Genomic DNA, 17,906 nt, shown 5'->3' on the forward strand with positions numbered 1-17,906 from the left:
GAGACACCTCCGGATTTCTATGAGAAACTACTCCTGAGCACAGAATTCCTGATAAGCCTGTTCATCCAGAAGATCTTCGAGTTCACTTTCATCGGATATTTCCATTTTGAAAAGCCAGCCCTCTCCCTCTGGATCCCTGTTCAAGAGTTCTGGTTCAGTATCGAGTTTCTCGTTCACTTCCACGATCTTCCCACTGAGAGGAGCGTACACGTCCGCCGCGGCTTTCACGGATTCTATACTCGCCACAACTTCCCCTTTCTTCACCTCTCTGCCGACTTCAGGAAGATCCACGTAGACCACATCACCGAGCTGTTCCTGAGCGTGATTCGTGATTCCAACCGTTGCTACCTTGTCCTCAACTACCACCCATTCGTGAGTTTTCGTGTACTTTTTCATCTTCAAACCTCCCTCCTCACACTGCCTCTGTAAAATGGTTTTTTTACTACCAGAGCTTCTACAAGCTTTCCACCAGGAAACGCCACTTCCAATTGGTCTCCAACTTTCACCGATTTTGAAACGAGAGCCAGCGCTATCGACTTCCCAAGAGTTGGAGAGAAGTTACCACTTGTGATCTCTCCCACTCTCTCTCCATTCTTTAAAACTTCATAGCCTTTTCTTGCTATTCTTTTTCCTGAGAGCTCAAGTGCCACGAGTTTTCTTTCCACTTTTTCCTTCGCTTTCAATAGCGCTTCCTTCCCCACGAAGTCTTTGTCCAGTTTTACAACCCAGGAAAGCCCCACTTCTAAAGGATTCGTACTCTCATCCATGTCCTGACCGTACAACAAGTAGGTTGCTTCGAGTCGACAAACGTCCCTCGCCCCAAGACCTGCGGGTCTGCCGTCGATTTTTCTGAGCAGATTCATCAGAGCATCCCAGACTTTCGGTGCATCCTTCGCTTCAAGCATCAGTTCGAAACCGTCTTCACCTGTGTATCCCGTTCTTGAGACAAGAGCCTCTACACCGGCTACAATACTCTTTCTGAAAGAATAATAGGCAATTTCCTCGAGACTGTCTTCAACTAGCTCCTGGAGGGTCTCCTGTGCCTCGGGGCCCTGAAACGCTATGAGGGCGGTTGTATCTGAAATGTTCAATATTTCGACATCGAAATTCTTCGAATGGGATTTTATCCAGTTGAAGTCCTTTTCAATGTTTGCCGCGTTCACCACCATGAGAGCTTCATCAGGACTCACCTTGTACACAACAAGATCATCGATGATTCCACCGTTTTCATTGCACATGACAGAGTAAATCGCTTTACCATCCGGAAGTGAAGAAAAGTCGTTCGTTATAAGAAAGTCAATAAAAGAAACCGCCTCGGGTCCCTTAACGAGAAATTCCCCCATGTGAGAGACATCGAACATCCCCACCGATTTTCTGACCGCCATCACTTCTTCGAATATGGATGTGTAATAAAGAGGCATCTCCCACCCCGCGAAATCCACCATTTTCGCACCGAGTCCAACGTGCTTTTCAAACAGTGGTGTTCTCTTCATTCCCGCATCTCCTCCAGAATTCTCTTTGCTTCTTCTAAAAATTCCTCTGGTACTTTTATCACCATGAGGGCTGAAGAACCAAAAATCGCTCTCGGTGTAACATCATCACACGTTTCAACTACGTAAGGTATTTCGTTTTCTTTCAATATATCTTCGATCATCTTTACCTCCAGTTCACTTCCCTCAATTAAAGTTTCCCACCTCAAAATTTTAATCCTCCTTACACCAAGATTCAGAGTTTGTTAATATCACAGAGAAGTGGTAAATTGACATAGGGAACCCATGTACATTTTATCACTTTTGACGCATATGCTAAACTCTCATTGAAGAGAACAAACAGTTTACGGGGAGGCTGATTGCCTTGAAGAAGATAGCAGTTCTTACAAGCGGTGGAGACGCACCTGGAATGAACGCAGCTGTGAGGGCGGTCGTCAGGTACGGCGTCAGGCATGGGCTGGAAGTGATAGGTGTGAGAAGAGGTTACTCAGGCCTCATCGACGGTGACTTTGTAAAACTCGAATACAAAGATGTGGCAGGAATCACAGAAAAGGGTGGAACAATTCTGAGAACTTCCAGATGTGAGGAGTTCAAGACAGAAGAGGGCAGAGAACTCGCTGCGAAACAGATAAAAAAACATGGTATAGAAGGACTTGTTGTCATAGGTGGTGAGGGGAGTCTCACCGGCGCTCATCTCCTTTACGAAGAGCACAAAATACCCGTCGTCGGTATCCCAGCGACCATAGACAACGACATCGGATTGACCGACATGTGCATAGGTGTGGACACGTGTTTGAACACGGTGATGGACGCTGTTCAAAAGCTCAAAGACACTGCCAGTTCGCATGAGAGAGCTTTCATTGTGGAAGTCATGGGGAGACACTCCGGCTACATCGCTCTCATGGCGGGACTGGTGACTGGTGCAGAAGCCATCATAGTACCAGAGATTCCTGTGGATTATTCACAGCTCGCCGATAGGATCCTCGAAGAAAGAAGAAGAGGAAAGATCAACAGCATAATCATAGTCGCTGAAGGTGCAGCGAGTGCCTACACCGTTGCAAGACACCTTGAATACAGGATAGGCTACGAAACGAGGATTACCATCCTCGGACACGTACAGAGAGGTGGCTCTCCAACGGCTTCCGACAGAAGATTGGCACTAAGTATGGGAGTTGAAGCGGTCGATGCCCTTCTGGACGGAGAGGTAGATGTGATGATAGCTCTTCAGGGTAACAAGCTCGTGAGAGTCCCCATAATGGAAGCGCTCTCTACGAAAAAAACGATCGACAAGAAACTCTACGAAATAGCCTATATGCTTTCATGAACGGGGTGAAATCGTGCGAAATACAAAGATCGTGTGTACGGTTGGACCAAGAACAGACAGCTACGAAATGATAGAAAAGATGATAGATCTTGGAGTGAACGTCTTCAGAATAAACACCTCACACGGCGACTGGAACGAACAGGAACAGAAAATACTCAAAATCAAAGAGTTGAGAGAGAAAAAGAAAAAACCCGTAGCCGTTCTGATCGATCTTGCGGGTCCGAAGATCAGAACTGGATATCTCGAAAAAGAGTTTGTAGAATTGAAAGAGGGCCAGATCTTCACTCTCACCACAAAGGAAATACTTGGAAACGAACATATGGTTTCGGTGAACCTCAGTTCTCTTCCACAGGACGTGAAAAAAGGAGACACCATTCTGTTGAGCGATGGAGAAATAGTGCTTGAAGTAATTGAAACGACCGATACAGAAGTGAAAACAGTGGTGAAAGTCGGTGGAAAGATCACACACAGGAGAGGTGTGAACGTACCAACAGCCGACCTCTCGGTGGAATCCATAACGGACAGAGACAGAGAATTCATAAAGCTCGGAACATTGCACAATGTTGAATTTTTCGCTCTTTCTTTTGTGAGAAAACCAGAGGACGTGCTCAAGGCAAAAGAAGAGATCAGAAAACACGGAAGCGAAATACCTGTAATCTCTAAAATAGAAACGAAAAAGGCCCTGGAACGTCTCGAAGAGATAATAAAGGTAAGCGATGGAATCATGGTCGCACGCGGTGACCTGGGAGTGGAGATACCCATAGAAGAAGTTCCTATCGTTCAAAAAGAAATCATCAAACTCTCCAAGTACTACTCCAAACCAGTTATAGTCGCAACTCAAATACTCGAATCGATGATAGAAAATCCGTTTCCCACGAGGGCAGAGGTCACCGACATAGCCAACGCCATCTTTGATGGAGCGGACGCCCTGCTTCTCACAGCGGAAACAGCGGTTGGAAAACATCCCCTGGAAGCCATAAAAGTGTTGAGCAAAGTAGCAGAAGAGGCCGAAAAAAAGCTGGAATTTTTCAGAACGATAGAATACGATACCAGCGACATATCTGAGGCCATATCACACGCCTGCTGGCAGCTCTCTGAATCTCTAAACGCGAAGCTGATCATCACACCCACCATATCCGGGAGTACCGCCATTCGTGTCTCGAAGTACAACGTTTCTCAACCCATTGTGGCTCTGACACCAGAAGAGAAAACCTACTACAGACTTTCTCTCGTGAGGAAAGTGATACCCGTTCTCGCCGAAAAGTGCTCTCAGGAGCTGGAGTTCATCGAAAAAGGATTGAAGAAAGTGGAAGAAATGGGTTTAGCAGAAAAAGGGGATCTGGTGGTTCTCACTTCCGGCGTTCCAGGGAAGGTGGGAACGACGAACACCATACGGGTGTTGAGGGTGGATTGAGGGGGGATCGCTATGAAGATCACCTGGTTTGGACACGCATGTTTTGCTCTGGAGATGGAAGGGAAAACGATCGTTACAGATCCTTTCGATGAGAGTGTGGGATATCCCATACCAAACGTAACCGCTGATGTCGTAACGGAAAGTCATCAGCATTTCGATCACAACGCACATCATCTTGTGAAGGGAAACTCCCGTGTAATAGACAGACCTGGTACTTACACCGTGAACGGTGTAAGGATAAAGGGTATGGAGACCTTTCACGATCCATTACATGGAAGAGAAAGGGGTAAAAACATCGTCTTCGTATTCGAAGGGGAAGGTATAAAAGTATGCCACCTGGGAGACCTTGGACACGTACTTACTCCTGCTCAGGTAAAAGAAATAGGTGAGGTTGATGTCTTACTGGTACCCGTCGGAGGGACTTACACCATTGGACCGAAGGAGGCAAAGGAAGTAGCGGATTTGCTGAACGCGAAAGTCATCATTCCGATGCACTACAGAACGAAGTACCTGAAATTCAATCTTCTCTCCGTCGATGATTTTTTGAAACTCTTCGATTCATACGAACGTGTGGGAAACATCCTTGAACTCTTTGAAAAGCCGAAAGAAAGAAAAGTTGTTGTCATGGAGGTGCAGTGATGATAAAAGTGTTGATAGACGAAGAGACTCTAAAGAAGAGAATCAAAGAACTGGCAGGGGAAATAGAAGATTACTACCTGGGCAAAACAGACACCATACACGCCGTATGTATCCTGAAGGGCTCCGTACACTTCTTCAGCGACCTCATGTTGAACATAAGAAAACTGAATGTCAAATACTCCTTCATTCATGTCTCGAGCTATCAAGGTACCTCTTCAACGGGAAGGATCAGAGTGAAATCCTGGATCGATGAGTCGATACACGATGAATACGTGCTCCTTGTGGAAGACATCGTTGACACCGGCCTCACCTTGCAGTACATAGTTCGATACCTGAAAAAATACAACCCAAGAGATTTCAGGATAGTGAGTCTCATAGAAAAAACAGTTCACGATCACGGAGTTCCCTTGGATTTCGTGGGATTCAGAGTGGACGATAAGTTCCTGGTCGGTTACGGACTCGACATCGATGAAAAATACCGAAATCTTCCCTACATAGGCTATGTGGAATAAAGGGTTTGTGTTCGTCTTCGCCCTCATCGTTTTGATGATGGTGTCTTTCATTGTGTTCCAGATACTTTACATCCTCTCTTTCCTTGTGGGGTGAAGCGTTGCCGATACTGTTAGAAGAATTCCTCAACGAAGTCGAGAAAATGCTCAAAAATCAGGTGAACACACGGAGAATTTACCAGCTCCTTCAGGAGCTGGATGATCCTTTACTGGACAACAAAGACCTCGAAGAGAAACTTCAAGCTTTTCTCGACTACGCGAAAGAAATTCCCAACCTTCCGGAAGTAAGGAAAAGGTACAGAATCCAGAAATCTCTGGAAATGATAGAAAAGCTGAGAAGCTGGTTTCTCATAGACTACTTAGAATGTTCTGGAGAAGAGGTCGATCTCTCAACGGATATCCAGTACGCAAAAGGAGTGGGACCCAACAGAAAAAAGAAACTAAAAAAACTCGGAATAGAAACGCTGAGAGACCTCCTCGAGTTTTTCCCAAGGGATTACGAAGACAGAAGGAAGATCTTCAAACTGAACGATCTTCTTCCAGGTGAAAAGGTGACAACCCAGGGAAAGATCGTGAGCGTTGAGACAAAAAGATTCCAGAACATGAACATCTTGACTGCCGTTCTGTCTGACGGTTTGGTGCACGTTCTTTTGAAATGGTTCAACCAGGAATACCTCCAGACCTATCTGAAACAGCTCACCGGAAAAGAAGTTTTCGTGACCGGCACCGTGAAATCGAACGCGTACACGGGCCAGTACGAAATTCACAACGCCGAGGTAACACCGAAAGAGGGGGAATACGCAAGAAGGATACTTCCCATATACCGTTTGACCTCGGGAATTTCACAAAAACAAATGAGAAAGATCTTCGAGGAAAACATCCCATCTCTCTGCTGTTCGTTGAAAGAAACCCTTCCAGAAAGGATTCTTGAGAAGAGAAAACTGCTTGGTGTGAAAGACGCGTACTACGGAATGCACTTTCCCAAAACCTTCTATCACCTCGAAAAGGCCCGGGAGAGGCTTGCCTACGAAGAACTTTTCGTACTTCAGTTGGCTTTCCAGAAGATCAGAAAAGAGCGGGAAAAGCACGGAGGGATTCCAAAGAAAATAGAAGGAAAACTCGCAGAGGAGTTTATAAAGTCCCTTCCCTTCAAGCTGACGAATTCTCAAAAGAGAGCTCATCAGGAGATAAGAAACGATATGATCTCTGAAAAACCGATGAACAGGCTCCTTCAAGGGGATGTGGGCTCTGGAAAGACCGTCGTGGCACAGCTCGCCATACTCGACAACTACGAAGCGGGTTTCCAGACGGCCTTCATGGTGCCAACCTCGATCCTCGCGATCCAGCACTACAGAAGAACCATCGAGAGTTTTTCGAAATTCAACATCCACGTGGCACTCCTCATAGGAGCAACCACGCCCTCAGAGAAGGAGAAAATAAAATCCGGCCTCAGGAACGGTCAAATAGACGTGGTGATAGGAACACACGCACTGATACAGGAAGACGTTCATTTCAAGAACCTGGGACTGGTCATAATCGACGAACAGCACCGCTTCGGTGTGAAACAAAGAGAAGCCCTCATGAACAAGGGAAAGATGGTGGACACACTGGTGATGAGTGCCACTCCCATTCCCAGAAGTATGGCCCTTGCCTTCTACGGGGATCTCGATGTCACAGTGATAGACGAGATGCCTCCTGGAAGAAAAGAAGTGCAGACCATGCTCGTTCCGATGGATAGAGTGAACGAAATCTACGAGTTCGTGAGGCAAGAAGTGATGAAGGGAGGACAGGCTTTCATCGTTTATCCGCTCATCGAAGAGTCGGACAAACTGAACGTGAAATCCGCTGTGGAGATGTACGAATACCTCTCGAAAGAAGTCTTCCCGGAGTTCAAACTGGGTCTCATGCACGGACGGCTTTCTCAGGAGGAAAAGGACAGAGTCATGTTAGAGTTCGCCGAAGGAAGGTACGACATCCTCGTTTCCACAATGGTTATAGAAGTCGGGATAGACGTTCCGAGAGCGAACGTGATGGTGATAGAAAACCCAGAGAGGTTTGGCCTTGCCCAGCTCCACCAGCTTCGTGGAAGAGTGGGAAGGGGAGGTCAGGAGGCTTACTGCTTCCTCGTTGTTGGAGACGTGGGAGAGGAAGCGATGGAAAGGTTGAGATTCTTCACACTCAACACGGATGGCTTCAAAATAGCCGAGTACGATTTGAAAACGAGGGGCCCTGGAGAGTTCTTCGGTGTGAAACAGCACGGTTTGAGCGGCTTTAAAGTGGCCGATCTATACAGAGATCTGAAGCTCCTGGAATGGGCAAGAGAAGATGTCCAGGAAATCGACGTGGAAGGAATAGAACTCCCGGAAGAGATAAAACTCATCGAAGTAGGCTGAGGAGCCTTTCAATCACCATCTTTTCCAGCCCGAACAATTTCTCATCAGTGAAATCTCTGGCTTTCTCTTTCAGCTCCACTTCGTCGAGTATCTTTGAAGGCCTTCCCGATAAGAGAAAGATCCTTTCCGACAGAAAAACCGCTTCTTTCACGTTGTGTGTCACAAAAACGATGGAGAATCTCCTCTTCTGCCACAAATCAACCAGCAAGTTCATCACCTTCATCTTTGTCTTCAAGTCCAGTGCGTCGAAAGGTTCGTCGAGAAGGAGAAGCTCAGGATCCACAAGGAGTGCCCTCACAAAGTTTACTCTCTGTTTCATTCCTTCGCTGAGTTGCCATGGGTAGTGGTTTTCAAAACCTTTCAGTTCTACCTTTTCGAGAAGAGATGCCATTTTGTCTGGATCTCTTCTGATCAACATCAAATTCTCCGTTATCGTTTTCCACGGAATCAGCCTTGGTTCCTGAAACACGTATCCAATCTTATCCGTGAAAACCTCCACCTTCCCCTGAAAGTCTTCAAGACCTGATACAATCCTCAAGAAGGTTGTTTTTCCACAGCCAGACGGTCCAAGAAGAGTCACCCTATCACCTTTACCAACTGAAAAGCTCCAGTTTTCTATCACCTTCATACCGTTGAAATCTTTTCTCAATCCTTCTACCCTCAGGATAACCTCCACTTCTTCCACACTCTCCTTGCAAGAACCTTCACAGATCTTTCAAAAGATATCCCCAGAACCACTGTGAAAATGGTGAGTGCGTACACCCGCGGGACATCTACGTACTGCCTTGCCCAAGATATCAGAACTCCCAGCCCTCTATCACCACAAAGGTACTCCCCCATGACAACCGCTTTCCATACGTTTCCAGAAGATACCTCCAGAATCGAGAGAACGAAGGGCCAGATCGAACCAAGATACACCTCCTTCAAAATCGTTCTCCGAGGTACTCTGTAGACCTTCATCACCTCCAACAGCTTTCTGTCCACACTTCTTACCCCGGAAACCGTTGTGAAAACGGCAACTGGAATGAGGGAAAGGGAAGAGATGACAACAGGCCCCTGCCAGCCTATTCCCCACAGAAAGATCACGACGACAAGCCAGGAAACAACGGGTACCGCCTGCACCACCGTGACCAAAGGACGTAGAAATTCGTACATCCTGTCGCTGATACCCATGACGAAACCAACGGGAAGTCCCACAGCGATGACGATAAAAGTGGTAACGAGGCCCTTCAAGAGTGTGCTTAAAAGGGCCTCGAAGGTTTCACGATTCAAAATTTTAACGAAGACTTCGAAGGTTTCCACAGGGCCCGGCAGTATGAGAGAAGATGGAAAAAGAAAGTGCAGGAGGTGCCACACTATCAGAACAAGAAGTATTCCAAAAACCGCTTTCATTTCCAGTAGAATCCTTCGTCTGGTACCTTTTCAAGACCTTCGGGATAGAGTTCGTTCAGTTTGTTCAAAAAGGCCTCGACTTCTTCCTTACACTCTTCAACGGGTAAGTATTCGAATTCTATTCTCTCCAGTGACGATTTCAGAATCTTTGCGGGGATACCTAATTTTTCAGAAGAAAGTTGAACGGTTTCATCGAGATTTTCTTTCATCCACCTGATAGAATCTACGAGGGCTTTCTCAACTTTTTCAACGGTTTCTTCGGCCACGCCTTCTCTCACGAACAGACCGGCAATCGGAATCCTCTCAGGTACTCCCAGTTCCTTTCCCCACTCTTTCTGAAAATCAAGAACCACTTTTCCCCGATCAAGACACATGGAAACGAATGGCTCGGGGAGAGCTGCGTACTTCACCTTTCCAGATTTGAAGAGTGCGACTATTTCCTGGGGAGGTGCGTAGAGTATCTTCACATCTCTGTCGGGAGTGAGTCCTGCTTTTGATAAAAAGTACCTCATCAGAACATCCACCGTCTGTCCTCTTCCGTGAGGTGTGTAAACTTCCTGCCCTCGAAGACTCTCCCATCCATCGAAAGTAACATCGTCAGATGCAACAAGATAGAACACCTTCCACTCGTGTACACCCACGAGTTTTATCCTTACTCCCTTTCCGTATAGATTCGCACCAACGGTCACGGGAAGAACAGCGAAATCAACCTCTTTTGAAACTATCTTCGCAACCGCTTCCTCTGGATTTTTCCAGATTTCGATCTTCACATCCGTCGGTATCTTCCCGTCCATGATAGGAACAACGGGTATCAATGCAGGCCCGAATGGATTCAAAAGTGTTTCTCCGAAAAGAATGGATATCGTCAGGAGCAAAACCACGCTCGCTGCTTTCTTCACCTAATCACCTCCTGAAAAAGAAAGGGAGGGTTTCCCCTCCCTGTTTATTTTACCGCAAGTCTTTTCTTCCTTGACCTGTCTTCGTAGTAGGTGTGAAGAAGCTCGTGAGCTTTGTGACTGAGCGGATGTTCGAGGTACTCTTCGTACAGCTTCTTTATGGCAGGGTTCTCGTGGGATTTCCTCAAAACCATTCTTTCGTCGATGGTGTAGATGGCTTCTGCCCTCTTTCTGAGGATCTCCGGATCTCTGCTGTAAGGTTGGCCTCCGCCTCCGATACATCCACCGGGACACGCCATCACTTCAACGAAATGATACTTCACTTCTCTTCTCAGAATCTTTTCCACCAGATTTCTCACGTTGGCTGTACCGTGAACCACAGCGATCCTTATCTTTTTGCCGTCCAGATCTATTTCGGCTTCCTTGACACCTTTGAGTCCTCTCACATCTTCAAAAACGATCTTCGGTAGTGTCTTTCCCGTTTTGAGTTCGTACGCAGTTCTCAAAGCGGCCTCCATCACACCACCCGTAACACCAAAGAGTACCGCCGCTCCCGTGGAGATTCCAAGCGGTGCGTCGTATTCTTCCTCTGGAAGGTTCGCAAACGGTATCTTCTTCATCCTTATGAGTTTTCCAAGTTCTCTCGTGGTGAGAACAACATCCACCGCTGGAACACCGTTCACCATGAGCTGTTTTCTCAAAGCCTCGTCCTTCTTCGCGGTACAGGGCATGATGGATACGTGGAAAATGTCTTCCGGTTTCACTCCGAGTTTTTCCGCGAAGTAGGTTTTCACCAGAGCAGAAAGCATACCTTGGGGTGACTTGGCAGAGGAAAGCCTCGTTCTGAGCTCGGGATAGACCTTTTCCACAAGGTTCACCCATCCAGGACAACAAGAAGTGAACATGGGAAGGTCCTCAAGGTCGCCTTTTTCAAGTCTTTCGAGAAATTCACTTCCTTCTTCCATTATGGTAAGGTCTGCCCCAAAGTTCGTGTCGAAGACGTAATCGAAGCCGAGTCTTCTAAGAGCAGCAACCATCTGGCCAGTAGAAATGGTACCAGGAGCGTATCCAAATTCTTCGCCAATCGCCACTCTCACCGATGGTGCGGTTTGAACAACGAGGATCTTTTCTTTCTTTTCCAGTTCTTCCAGGACAACTTTCACTGCCGAATTTTCAACTATAGCGCCCGTTGGACAGAACGCAGCACACTGACCACAACCTATACAATCTGTTTCATAGACGGGCATGTCGAAAGGAGTTCCAGGATAAGTTCTATGACCTCTCTCTACCATAGAGTAGATGTGCATTCCCTGAAGTTCGGAACATGTTCTAACACAGCGCTGGCACTTGACACACTTGGAAAGATCTCTGACTATAGCGGGACTGCTTTTGTCGAATAGTCCTTCTTTGGTACCGTATCCGAAAATGGGGTCCACGTCGTATTTATAGATCAGATCCTGGAACTCACACCTTCCGTTCGCTTCACACGTCATACAATCGTTGGGATGTTCAGAGAGAAGAAGTGCAAGGTTGAACTTCCTGGCCGTCTTCACCCTATCAGAGGAGGTCTTTATCACCATGCCATCTCTCACTTTTGTCACACACGCAGGCTGGAGGTTTCTCGCTCCTTCCACCTCAACGACACAGACTCTACACGCACCTATTGATTCCCCAAGCCTTGGGTGGTGACACAGAGCTGGAATCTCTATTCCTGCCTTCTCACAGGCTTCGATGACCGTCAGGTTATCAGGTACTGTAAGCGTTCTACCATTTATAACAATCCTTACATCCGCCAAGGCAAAGCACCTCCTCGCAGGATCGTTTTCACCATTTTGTGATAAATTTCTCAAATTATTTTTAAAAGAACCTCCTCATTGGGATATATTACCACAACTACTCGGAAGTTTTTCTATGCTTCAAGGAACTGATACTTTCTGAAATGGCCCGCGCTCTTTTTTCTCCTATTCCCTCGACTTTCTTCAAGTCCTCAACAGAGGCTTTACTGATCTGATCGAGTGTTTTGAACATTCTAACCACGTTGTATCCAATGCTGAGTGGAATTCTCGCCACGGTTTTGAGGAGCCTGTAACCTCTCGCGGAAACGAGCACATCATCCAACTGTGCAACCTGCTGTACATCGTATCCCAGGGCCCTCGAAATTGAAATGGGAGAGGGATCTCTTTTCTTAACAAAGTCCTGCATGATGTCTTGCGCCGCCTCTTCATCCACCTCTTCAGAAGAGTAATCCATTACGAGAAGAACTAGAAGATCGTCCACGTCTTCTGTCAACTCTCTAAGCTGCATCCTTGCGAGTCTTCCTTCCTCGCCGAGCTCTACTATGTAGGGTCTTATTTCCTCTACTATCCTCAAAAGCTCGAACCCTTTTGCCAGTGTTCTCACCACGTCAGCGAGAGTTACCCTGTTTTCCAGTTCTAGAACTTCAAGTTCCGAAAGAAGTTTGTTGAAGTTATCTTTGTATTTTTCCAAAGTGCTGATCGCTTGTGTCACTTTCGATATGAGAAAATCTACCTGATTCACAACGTATTTGTAATTTTTATAGTAGAGCGATATGATATTTCTCCTCCTCGAAACTGCTATCACGACTTTCCCCGTTTGTTTCGCCAACCTTTCCGCTGTTCTGTGTCTTGTACCGGTTTCTCCGGTCGGTATCGTGGGGTCCGGTACGAGATGAACATTCGCGTAGTATATCTTTGTAATATCCTCAGAGAGAACTATCGCACCATCCATTTTTGAAAGCTCGTACAGTTTCTCCGCAGAGAAATCGGTGTCCAGCCAGAATCCTCCTTGAATGATATCCTCGTATTTTTTTGGATCATCAACAAGAAAAATAAGCGCACCAAAATTAGCATTGATTATGTCATCCAGCGCTTTCCTCAACTCCGTTCCCGGTGATATGAGTTTTATCTTTTCAATCAGCTCCTGGGGTACCAAGGATTTCACCCCCAATTATAGAGACGGCCTCTTTGAGGTCACGCACCTCAAAAACTCCTTTTTGCTCTTCTTCGATCGGAGGAACTATTATCCTCCCCGAATTCTTCAAAGAGTTCAATCTTCTATTAATATTGTAAACCTTTCTCACCCTTCCATCCAAACCAATTTCACCAACGGCCGCCGTATCGTGTAGAGAAACTTCCAGATAGGAAGACACAATGGAAAGAGCTATCGCGAGATCCGCCGCAGGATCCGTTATCCTGAGTCCCCCCACAACGTTGACATAAACGTCGTGCGTTTCTATGGGAAGCCTCAGATATTTGCTGATCACGGCAATCAGAAGCATCACCCTGTTCACATCTACACCTTTACACACCCTCTTGGGAGAAAACGTTCTGTTTTTGGAGACGAGTGCCTGTATCTGTACAACAAAGGGTTTTGTGCCTTCAAAGACACACGTGAGGACGTTTCCTGGAAGATCCGCATCTCCTTCAGTAAAGGAAGGATTCTCCACCTGGACGAAACCGTTTTCTTTGAGCTCAAAGACCGCCACTTCGTCGGAAGGTCCGAATCTGTTCTTTGTGATCTTCAAGAGTCTCAATCCTGTACGCCTGTCTCCCTCAAAATATGCTACAGTGTCCACCATGTGTTCCACCAGTTTCGGTCCTGCTATTTCCCCCTCTTTCGTCACATGTCCCACTAAGAGAACCGGCACACCTCTTTTCTTTGCAAAGTCAATTGTTTTCATCGTCACGTTTTTCACCTGAGAGATACTTCCGGGGCTGCTTCCAAGGTCTGAGGAAAAAACCGTTTGAATGGAGTCAACCACCATGAAACTCACTCTTTCATTTCTCAGAGAGGATATTATTTCATCGATGTCGTTCTCTAAGGTCAAAAGGATGTTTTTTTTCCTCTTCAACAAAAGCCTGTCCGCTCTCAATTTCAACTGCTGGGGGGATTCTTCACCAGAAACGTAAACAACCAGTCCCCTTTCAGCGAACCTTTCAGCGATCTGAAGCGCTATCGTACTCTTTCCTATCCCGGGTTCACCGGAGAGCAGGATCACCTGTCCGGGAACAATTCCTCCCCTGAAAGCCCTGTCCAGTTCTGAAAAACCCGTGGATAGCCTTTCAAGGGAAATTTCTCCAGCGTCTTCTAAATTTAAAAACAGGGAGGGGCTTCCCTCCCTGTTTTTCCTTCTTTGAACCACTTCTTCTGCTGTATCGTATTCACCGCACTGAGGGCACCTTCCGAACCATTTTGGAGAAACGTAGCCACAGTTGGAACAGACGAACTTTTTCACTGGACCACCTTCTCCTTCTTTTCACCCTTTCTGGTGAATCGAAGAGCATCTTTGCGAGCCCTACAGACGATCGTATCTCCTTCGTTGAACTTACCTCTCAGGATCTCTTCAGAGAGAGGATCTTCCACGTATCTCTGTATCGCTCTCTTCAGAGGTCTTGCTCCGTAAACCGGATCGAATCCCTTTTCAACCAAGAACTCCTTTGCACTCTTTGTCAGTACAAGCTTCATGTTCTTCTCCGAGAGTCTCTTCCTTAGATCTCTCAAGAGTATATCGATGATCTGTTCGATGTGTTCTTTATTCAACGGATGGAAGATGATCGTTTCATCGATCCTGTTCAGGAACTCCGGTCTGAACGTTCTTTTCACCTCTTCCAGAACGAGATCCTTTATTTTCTCGAATTCCTTCTCTTCGTTGTTGTCACCTACAAACCCGAGTGTTCTCTTGGACTTGTTGATGTAAGAGCTTCCAATGTTACTGGTCATGATGATGATCGTGTTCCTGAAATCAACTTCACGTCCCTGAGAATCCGTGAGTCTTCCATCGTCCATTATCTGAAGCAGTATGTTGAACACGTCCGGATGTGCCTTCTCTATTTCGTCGAACAGGATCACCGAGAACGGTCTTCTTCTCACTTTCTCCGTGAGAGTACCGCCTTCTTCGTAACCCACGTACCCTGGAGGTGCTCCTATGAGCCTTGAAACGGAGAACCTCTCCATGTATTCGCTCATGTCGAACCTGATGAGGGCCCTTTCATCCCCGAACAGGTACTCTGCGAGCGCCTTTGCAAGCTCTGTCTTTCCAACACCCGTTGGACCGAGGAACAGGAACACACCTATCGGCCTTCTTGGATCCTTCAAACCACTTCTTGCTCTTCTTATGGCCCTGGCTACAGCTTTTATGGCTTCGTCCTGAGCAACGATTCTCTGGTGGAGAGCCTCTTCGAGATTGAGAAGCTTTTCGACTTCCGTTTCTTCGATCTTTTTGAGAGGAACGCCCGTCCAGGAAGACACCACCTCGGCCACGTCATCCACGTCTACCCTCACTACGGCCGTTTCCGCGTGTCTTCTCCATTCCGCGTACCTCTTTCTATATTCCGCTTCCAGCTCCATTTCCTCTTCTTTCAGTTGGGCCGCTTTTTCGTAATCCTGGTTCAGAACAGCGAGCTCCTTATCACTTCTTATCCTTTCCAGTTCTAATTTCATACTCTTCAGTTCTGGAGGAAGCACAAATACCTTCAATCTCGCTCTGGCACCTGCCTCGTCTATCACATCGATCGCCTTGTCCGGTAGATAGTGGTCAGTTATGTATCTCTTGGAAAGATAAACGGCCGCCTCCAGAGCCTTGTCGGTATAAATCACCTTATGATGCGACTCGTATTTTCTCTTCAAACCTTTCAGTATTTCAAGCGTCTCTTCCTCGGTTGGTTCTTTCACGTATATCTTCTGAAACCTTCTCTCCAGAGCTGCATCCTTTTCAATGTACTTCCTGTATTCGTCCGGTGTAGTGGCACCTATACAGCTTATCTCCCCACGTGCGAGAGCGGGCTTTAAAATGTTCGCAGCATCGATCGCTCCCTCAGCCGATCCAGCACCCACTATGGTGTGTATCTCGTCTATGAAGAGGATGATGTTCTTATCCTTGGTCACTATCTGAAGGAGCTTTTTCATCCTCTTTTCGAATTCACCTCTGTACTTGGTTCCCGCAACCAGCGCTGCCACATCAAGAGAGAAGATCACTTTGTTTTTCAAGATCTCGGGCACATCTCCGGCAACAATCCTCTGGGCCAGACCTTCAACTATCGCTGTTTTTCCAACCCCAGGATCTCCTATGAGGACAGGATTGTTTTTCTTCCTCCTGACAAGAACCTGCATCACCCTCTCTATTTCTTCTTCTCTTCCAATAACTGGGTCGAGTTCTTTCTTAGCTGCAAGTTCCGTGAGGTTCACACCGAAGCCTTCAAGTTGTTTCACACTTCTGTAAGTGTAATCCTCTTCTTCTTCGTACTCCAGGCTTTTGTTCGAGGAGTAAGAGTAGATATCAATGATCTCTCTTCTCAGAGTGGCGATATCTACTCCAAGTTTCCTCAGAATGTGTATTGCAATCCCTTCTCCCTCTCTCAGAATACCAAGGAGAAGATGCTCCGGGTTTATCTTGTCACTTCCAAGAATCTTCGCCTCTTCGTATGCGAGTTCGGTCACTCTTTTGGCTCTTGGAGTCATCTGAGGAGAAGGGACAAAGCCTCTCATCCCCATGCCAACCATGGAGATGATCTCGGATCTCACCTTGGAGTACGAGGCTCCCATTTCTTCCAGGAGTTCGACGGCCGGGCTTCTATCTACTTTTAGAATTGCAAGCAGAAGGTGCTCCGTTCCGACGTACGAATGCCCGAGTTCTTTTGCCTCCTCCTGGGCTGTTACAAATATCTGAGCTGTCTTCTCCGAGAACTTATCAAACATAGTATCACCTCCGGGTCTTCCAATTTCATTATATCACCCTTATGGACATAACATCTTTCAGAAATGTTCAAAGTTCTCTCAGAAGTAAAGCAAAAGGTAACAATTAGATTCACCAAATTCGATTTTTCGTACGGATCTACAACCGGTGAAATATCCATGATACAATTTAATCGAACCGAATTTAAACGACACTTTTCTCGAAAGGAGGGAAAAAATGAAGTGTACCAAGTGTGGAAAACCCGCCTCGGTTAAGTTGAGACACTACAACATAAAGCTCTGCAAAGAACACTTCAACGAATTCATAGAACAAAGGGTGGAGAAAGCGATAAAAAAGTTCAAAATGTTCGGCAGAAATTCGAAAATATTGATAGCTGTTTCCGGTGGAAAGGACAGTGTTTCCCTGTGGCACATGTTGAAAAAACTTGGCTACGAGGTGGACGCACTGTTCATCAGAGCCGGAAAAAGCGGAATGGTCCAGAAAGCTCAGGAAATCGTTGAAAAAAACGCAGAGCTTCTCAACACTAAACTTCACATAGTCGATGCAACGGAATACTTCGGAGGCCTTTCCACTCAGGAAATCTCCATTATGTTGAGGAGACCTGTTTGTTCTATTTGTGGGGTCGTGAGAAGGTATCTCATGAACAAATTTGCCTACGAAAACGGTTACGATGTGGTGGTCACGGGGCACAACCTGAACGATGAAGCGTCCGTTTTGCTGGGAAACATCCTTCACTGGCAGGAAGGATATCTGGAGAGGCAGTGGCCGCTCCTTCCAAAAACCCATGAAAAACTCGTTCCAAAGGCCAAACCACTCGTTTTGAACTACGAAGAAGACATAAAACTGTACGCAACTCTGAACGAGATACCACACCTCGAGATGGCCTGTCCATTCTCCGTGGGAGCAACTTCACTCGTATACAAAAAGATCCTGCGGGAACTCGAAGAAGAACAACCCGGAATCACGCTGAATTTCTATCTTGGGTTTTTGAAAAGAAAAAAAGAGCCAAAATTCGAAGTGGAAGGACTCAGGGAATGCAAAGAATGTGGTTATCCAACGACGGCAGAGGTGTGTTCCTTCTGCAGACTCAGAAAACAGGTAGAGAAAAGAAAAAACAAGGCCCCCGCATGAGCGGGG

General features: G+C 46.5%; 16 protein-coding genes. 6 read left to right on the forward strand and 10 right to left on the reverse strand.

All coding sequences use genetic code 11. The annotated features are described in order from the left end of the window. Positions 1-27: 27 nt before the first annotated feature. From gcvH to TPET_RS03610, 3 genes are read right to left on the reverse strand one after another with little or no spacing between them, the layout of a single operon-like run. Positions 28-402: a glycine cleavage system protein GcvH gene (gcvH, locus tag TPET_RS03600; RefSeq protein ID WP_128080917.1), complete on the reverse strand. Its 375-nt coding sequence runs from the start codon at positions 400-402 to the stop codon at positions 28-30. After that, a complete protein-coding gene (gcvT, locus tag TPET_RS03605) occupies positions 399-1,493 on the reverse strand; it encodes a glycine cleavage system aminomethyltransferase GcvT (protein ID WP_011943317.1) in 1,095 nt (364 codons plus the stop codon). Before gcvT ends, gcvH begins: the two co-directional genes overlap by 4 nt. Next, complete coding sequence (locus tag TPET_RS03610; RefSeq protein ID WP_008193898.1) at positions 1,490-1,699, reverse strand: putative signal transducing protein; 210 nt, start codon at positions 1,697-1,699, stop codon at positions 1,490-1,492. The genes gcvT and TPET_RS03610 overlap by 4 nt, the downstream gene beginning before the upstream one ends. Before the next feature lie 155 nt (positions 1,700-1,854). Between TPET_RS03610 and pfkA the strand changes: the two genes are divergently transcribed. From pfkA to recG, 5 genes are all read left to right on the forward strand, one after another. After that, on the forward strand, positions 1,855-2,814 hold the full coding sequence (pfkA, locus tag TPET_RS03615; protein ID WP_011943318.1) for a 6-phosphofructokinase: 960 nt from the start codon (positions 1,855-1,857) through the stop codon (positions 2,812-2,814). A 13-nt stretch (positions 2,815-2,827) separates the two neighbouring features. Continuing rightward, positions 2,828-4,228 (forward strand): pyruvate kinase, encoded by a 1,401-nt coding sequence (gene pyk / locus TPET_RS03620; RefSeq protein ID WP_011943319.1) that lies wholly within the window; start codon positions 2,828-2,830, stop codon positions 4,226-4,228. 12 nt (positions 4,229-4,240) lie between these two features. Continuing rightward, on the forward strand, positions 4,241-4,867 hold the full coding sequence (locus tag TPET_RS03625) for an MBL fold metallo-hydrolase (protein ID WP_011943320.1): 627 nt from the start codon (positions 4,241-4,243) through the stop codon (positions 4,865-4,867). Next, complete coding sequence (hpt, locus tag TPET_RS03630; protein WP_011943321.1) at positions 4,867-5,379, forward strand: hypoxanthine phosphoribosyltransferase; 513 nt, start codon at positions 4,867-4,869, stop codon at positions 5,377-5,379. The genes TPET_RS03625 and hpt overlap by 1 nt, the downstream gene beginning before the upstream one ends. Before the next feature lie 98 nt (positions 5,380-5,477). Then, the gene (gene recG / locus TPET_RS03635; protein ID WP_048810862.1) at positions 5,478-7,769 is read left to right on the forward strand and encodes an ATP-dependent DNA helicase RecG; all 2,292 of its coding nucleotides are present in this window, start codon (positions 5,478-5,480) and stop codon (positions 7,767-7,769) included. Here the strand turns inward: recG and TPET_RS03640 are convergent. The 7 genes from TPET_RS03640 to TPET_RS03670 form a co-directional block, all read right to left on the reverse strand. Continuing rightward, positions 7,753-8,445, reverse strand: a complete 693-nt coding sequence (locus TPET_RS03640) for an ABC transporter ATP-binding protein (protein ID WP_011943323.1) — start codon at positions 8,443-8,445, stop codon at positions 7,753-7,755. The genes recG and TPET_RS03640 overlap by 17 nt on opposite strands. Beyond that, the gene (locus tag TPET_RS03645; protein ID WP_011943324.1) at positions 8,430-9,161 is read right to left on the reverse strand and encodes an ABC transporter permease; all 732 of its coding nucleotides are present in this window, start codon (positions 9,159-9,161) and stop codon (positions 8,430-8,432) included. Before TPET_RS03645 ends, TPET_RS03640 begins: the two co-directional genes overlap by 16 nt. Beyond that, positions 9,158-10,060, reverse strand: a complete 903-nt coding sequence (locus TPET_RS03650) for an ABC transporter substrate-binding protein (protein ID WP_011943325.1) — start codon at positions 10,058-10,060, stop codon at positions 9,158-9,160. The genes TPET_RS03645 and TPET_RS03650 overlap by 4 nt, the downstream gene beginning before the upstream one ends. Positions 10,061-10,104: 44 nt before the next feature. Continuing rightward, positions 10,105-11,853, reverse strand: coding sequence for an NADH-dependent [FeFe] hydrogenase, group A6 (locus TPET_RS03655; protein WP_011943326.1), 1,749 nt, complete (start codon positions 11,851-11,853; stop codon positions 10,105-10,107). A 97-nt stretch (positions 11,854-11,950) separates the two neighbouring features. Then, a complete protein-coding gene (gene disA, locus TPET_RS03660; RefSeq protein WP_048810863.1) occupies positions 11,951-13,009 on the reverse strand; it encodes a DNA integrity scanning diadenylate cyclase DisA in 1,059 nt (352 codons plus the stop codon). Then, positions 12,987-14,312 (reverse strand): DNA repair protein RadA, encoded by a 1,326-nt coding sequence (gene radA / locus TPET_RS03665; protein ID WP_011943328.1) that lies wholly within the window; start codon positions 14,310-14,312, stop codon positions 12,987-12,989. Before radA ends, disA begins: the two co-directional genes overlap by 23 nt. After that, on the reverse strand, positions 14,309-16,771 hold the full coding sequence (locus tag TPET_RS03670) for an ATP-dependent Clp protease ATP-binding subunit (protein WP_011943329.1): 2,463 nt from the start codon (positions 16,769-16,771) through the stop codon (positions 14,309-14,311). Before TPET_RS03670 ends, radA begins: the two co-directional genes overlap by 4 nt. 214 nt (positions 16,772-16,985) lie before the next feature. Here TPET_RS03670 and ttuA point away from each other — a divergent pair, with 214 nt between their 5' ends. Continuing rightward, on the forward strand, positions 16,986-17,900 hold the full coding sequence (gene ttuA, locus TPET_RS03675) for a tRNA-5-methyluridine(54) 2-sulfurtransferase (RefSeq protein WP_011943330.1): 915 nt from the start codon (positions 16,986-16,988) through the stop codon (positions 17,898-17,900). Positions 17,901-17,906: the final 6 nt, after the last annotated feature.

Source organism: Thermotoga petrophila RKU-1 (genome assembly GCF_000016785.1).
In the GTDB taxonomy this organism is placed as follows: domain Bacteria; phylum Thermotogota; class Thermotogae; order Thermotogales; family Thermotogaceae; genus Thermotoga; species Thermotoga petrophila.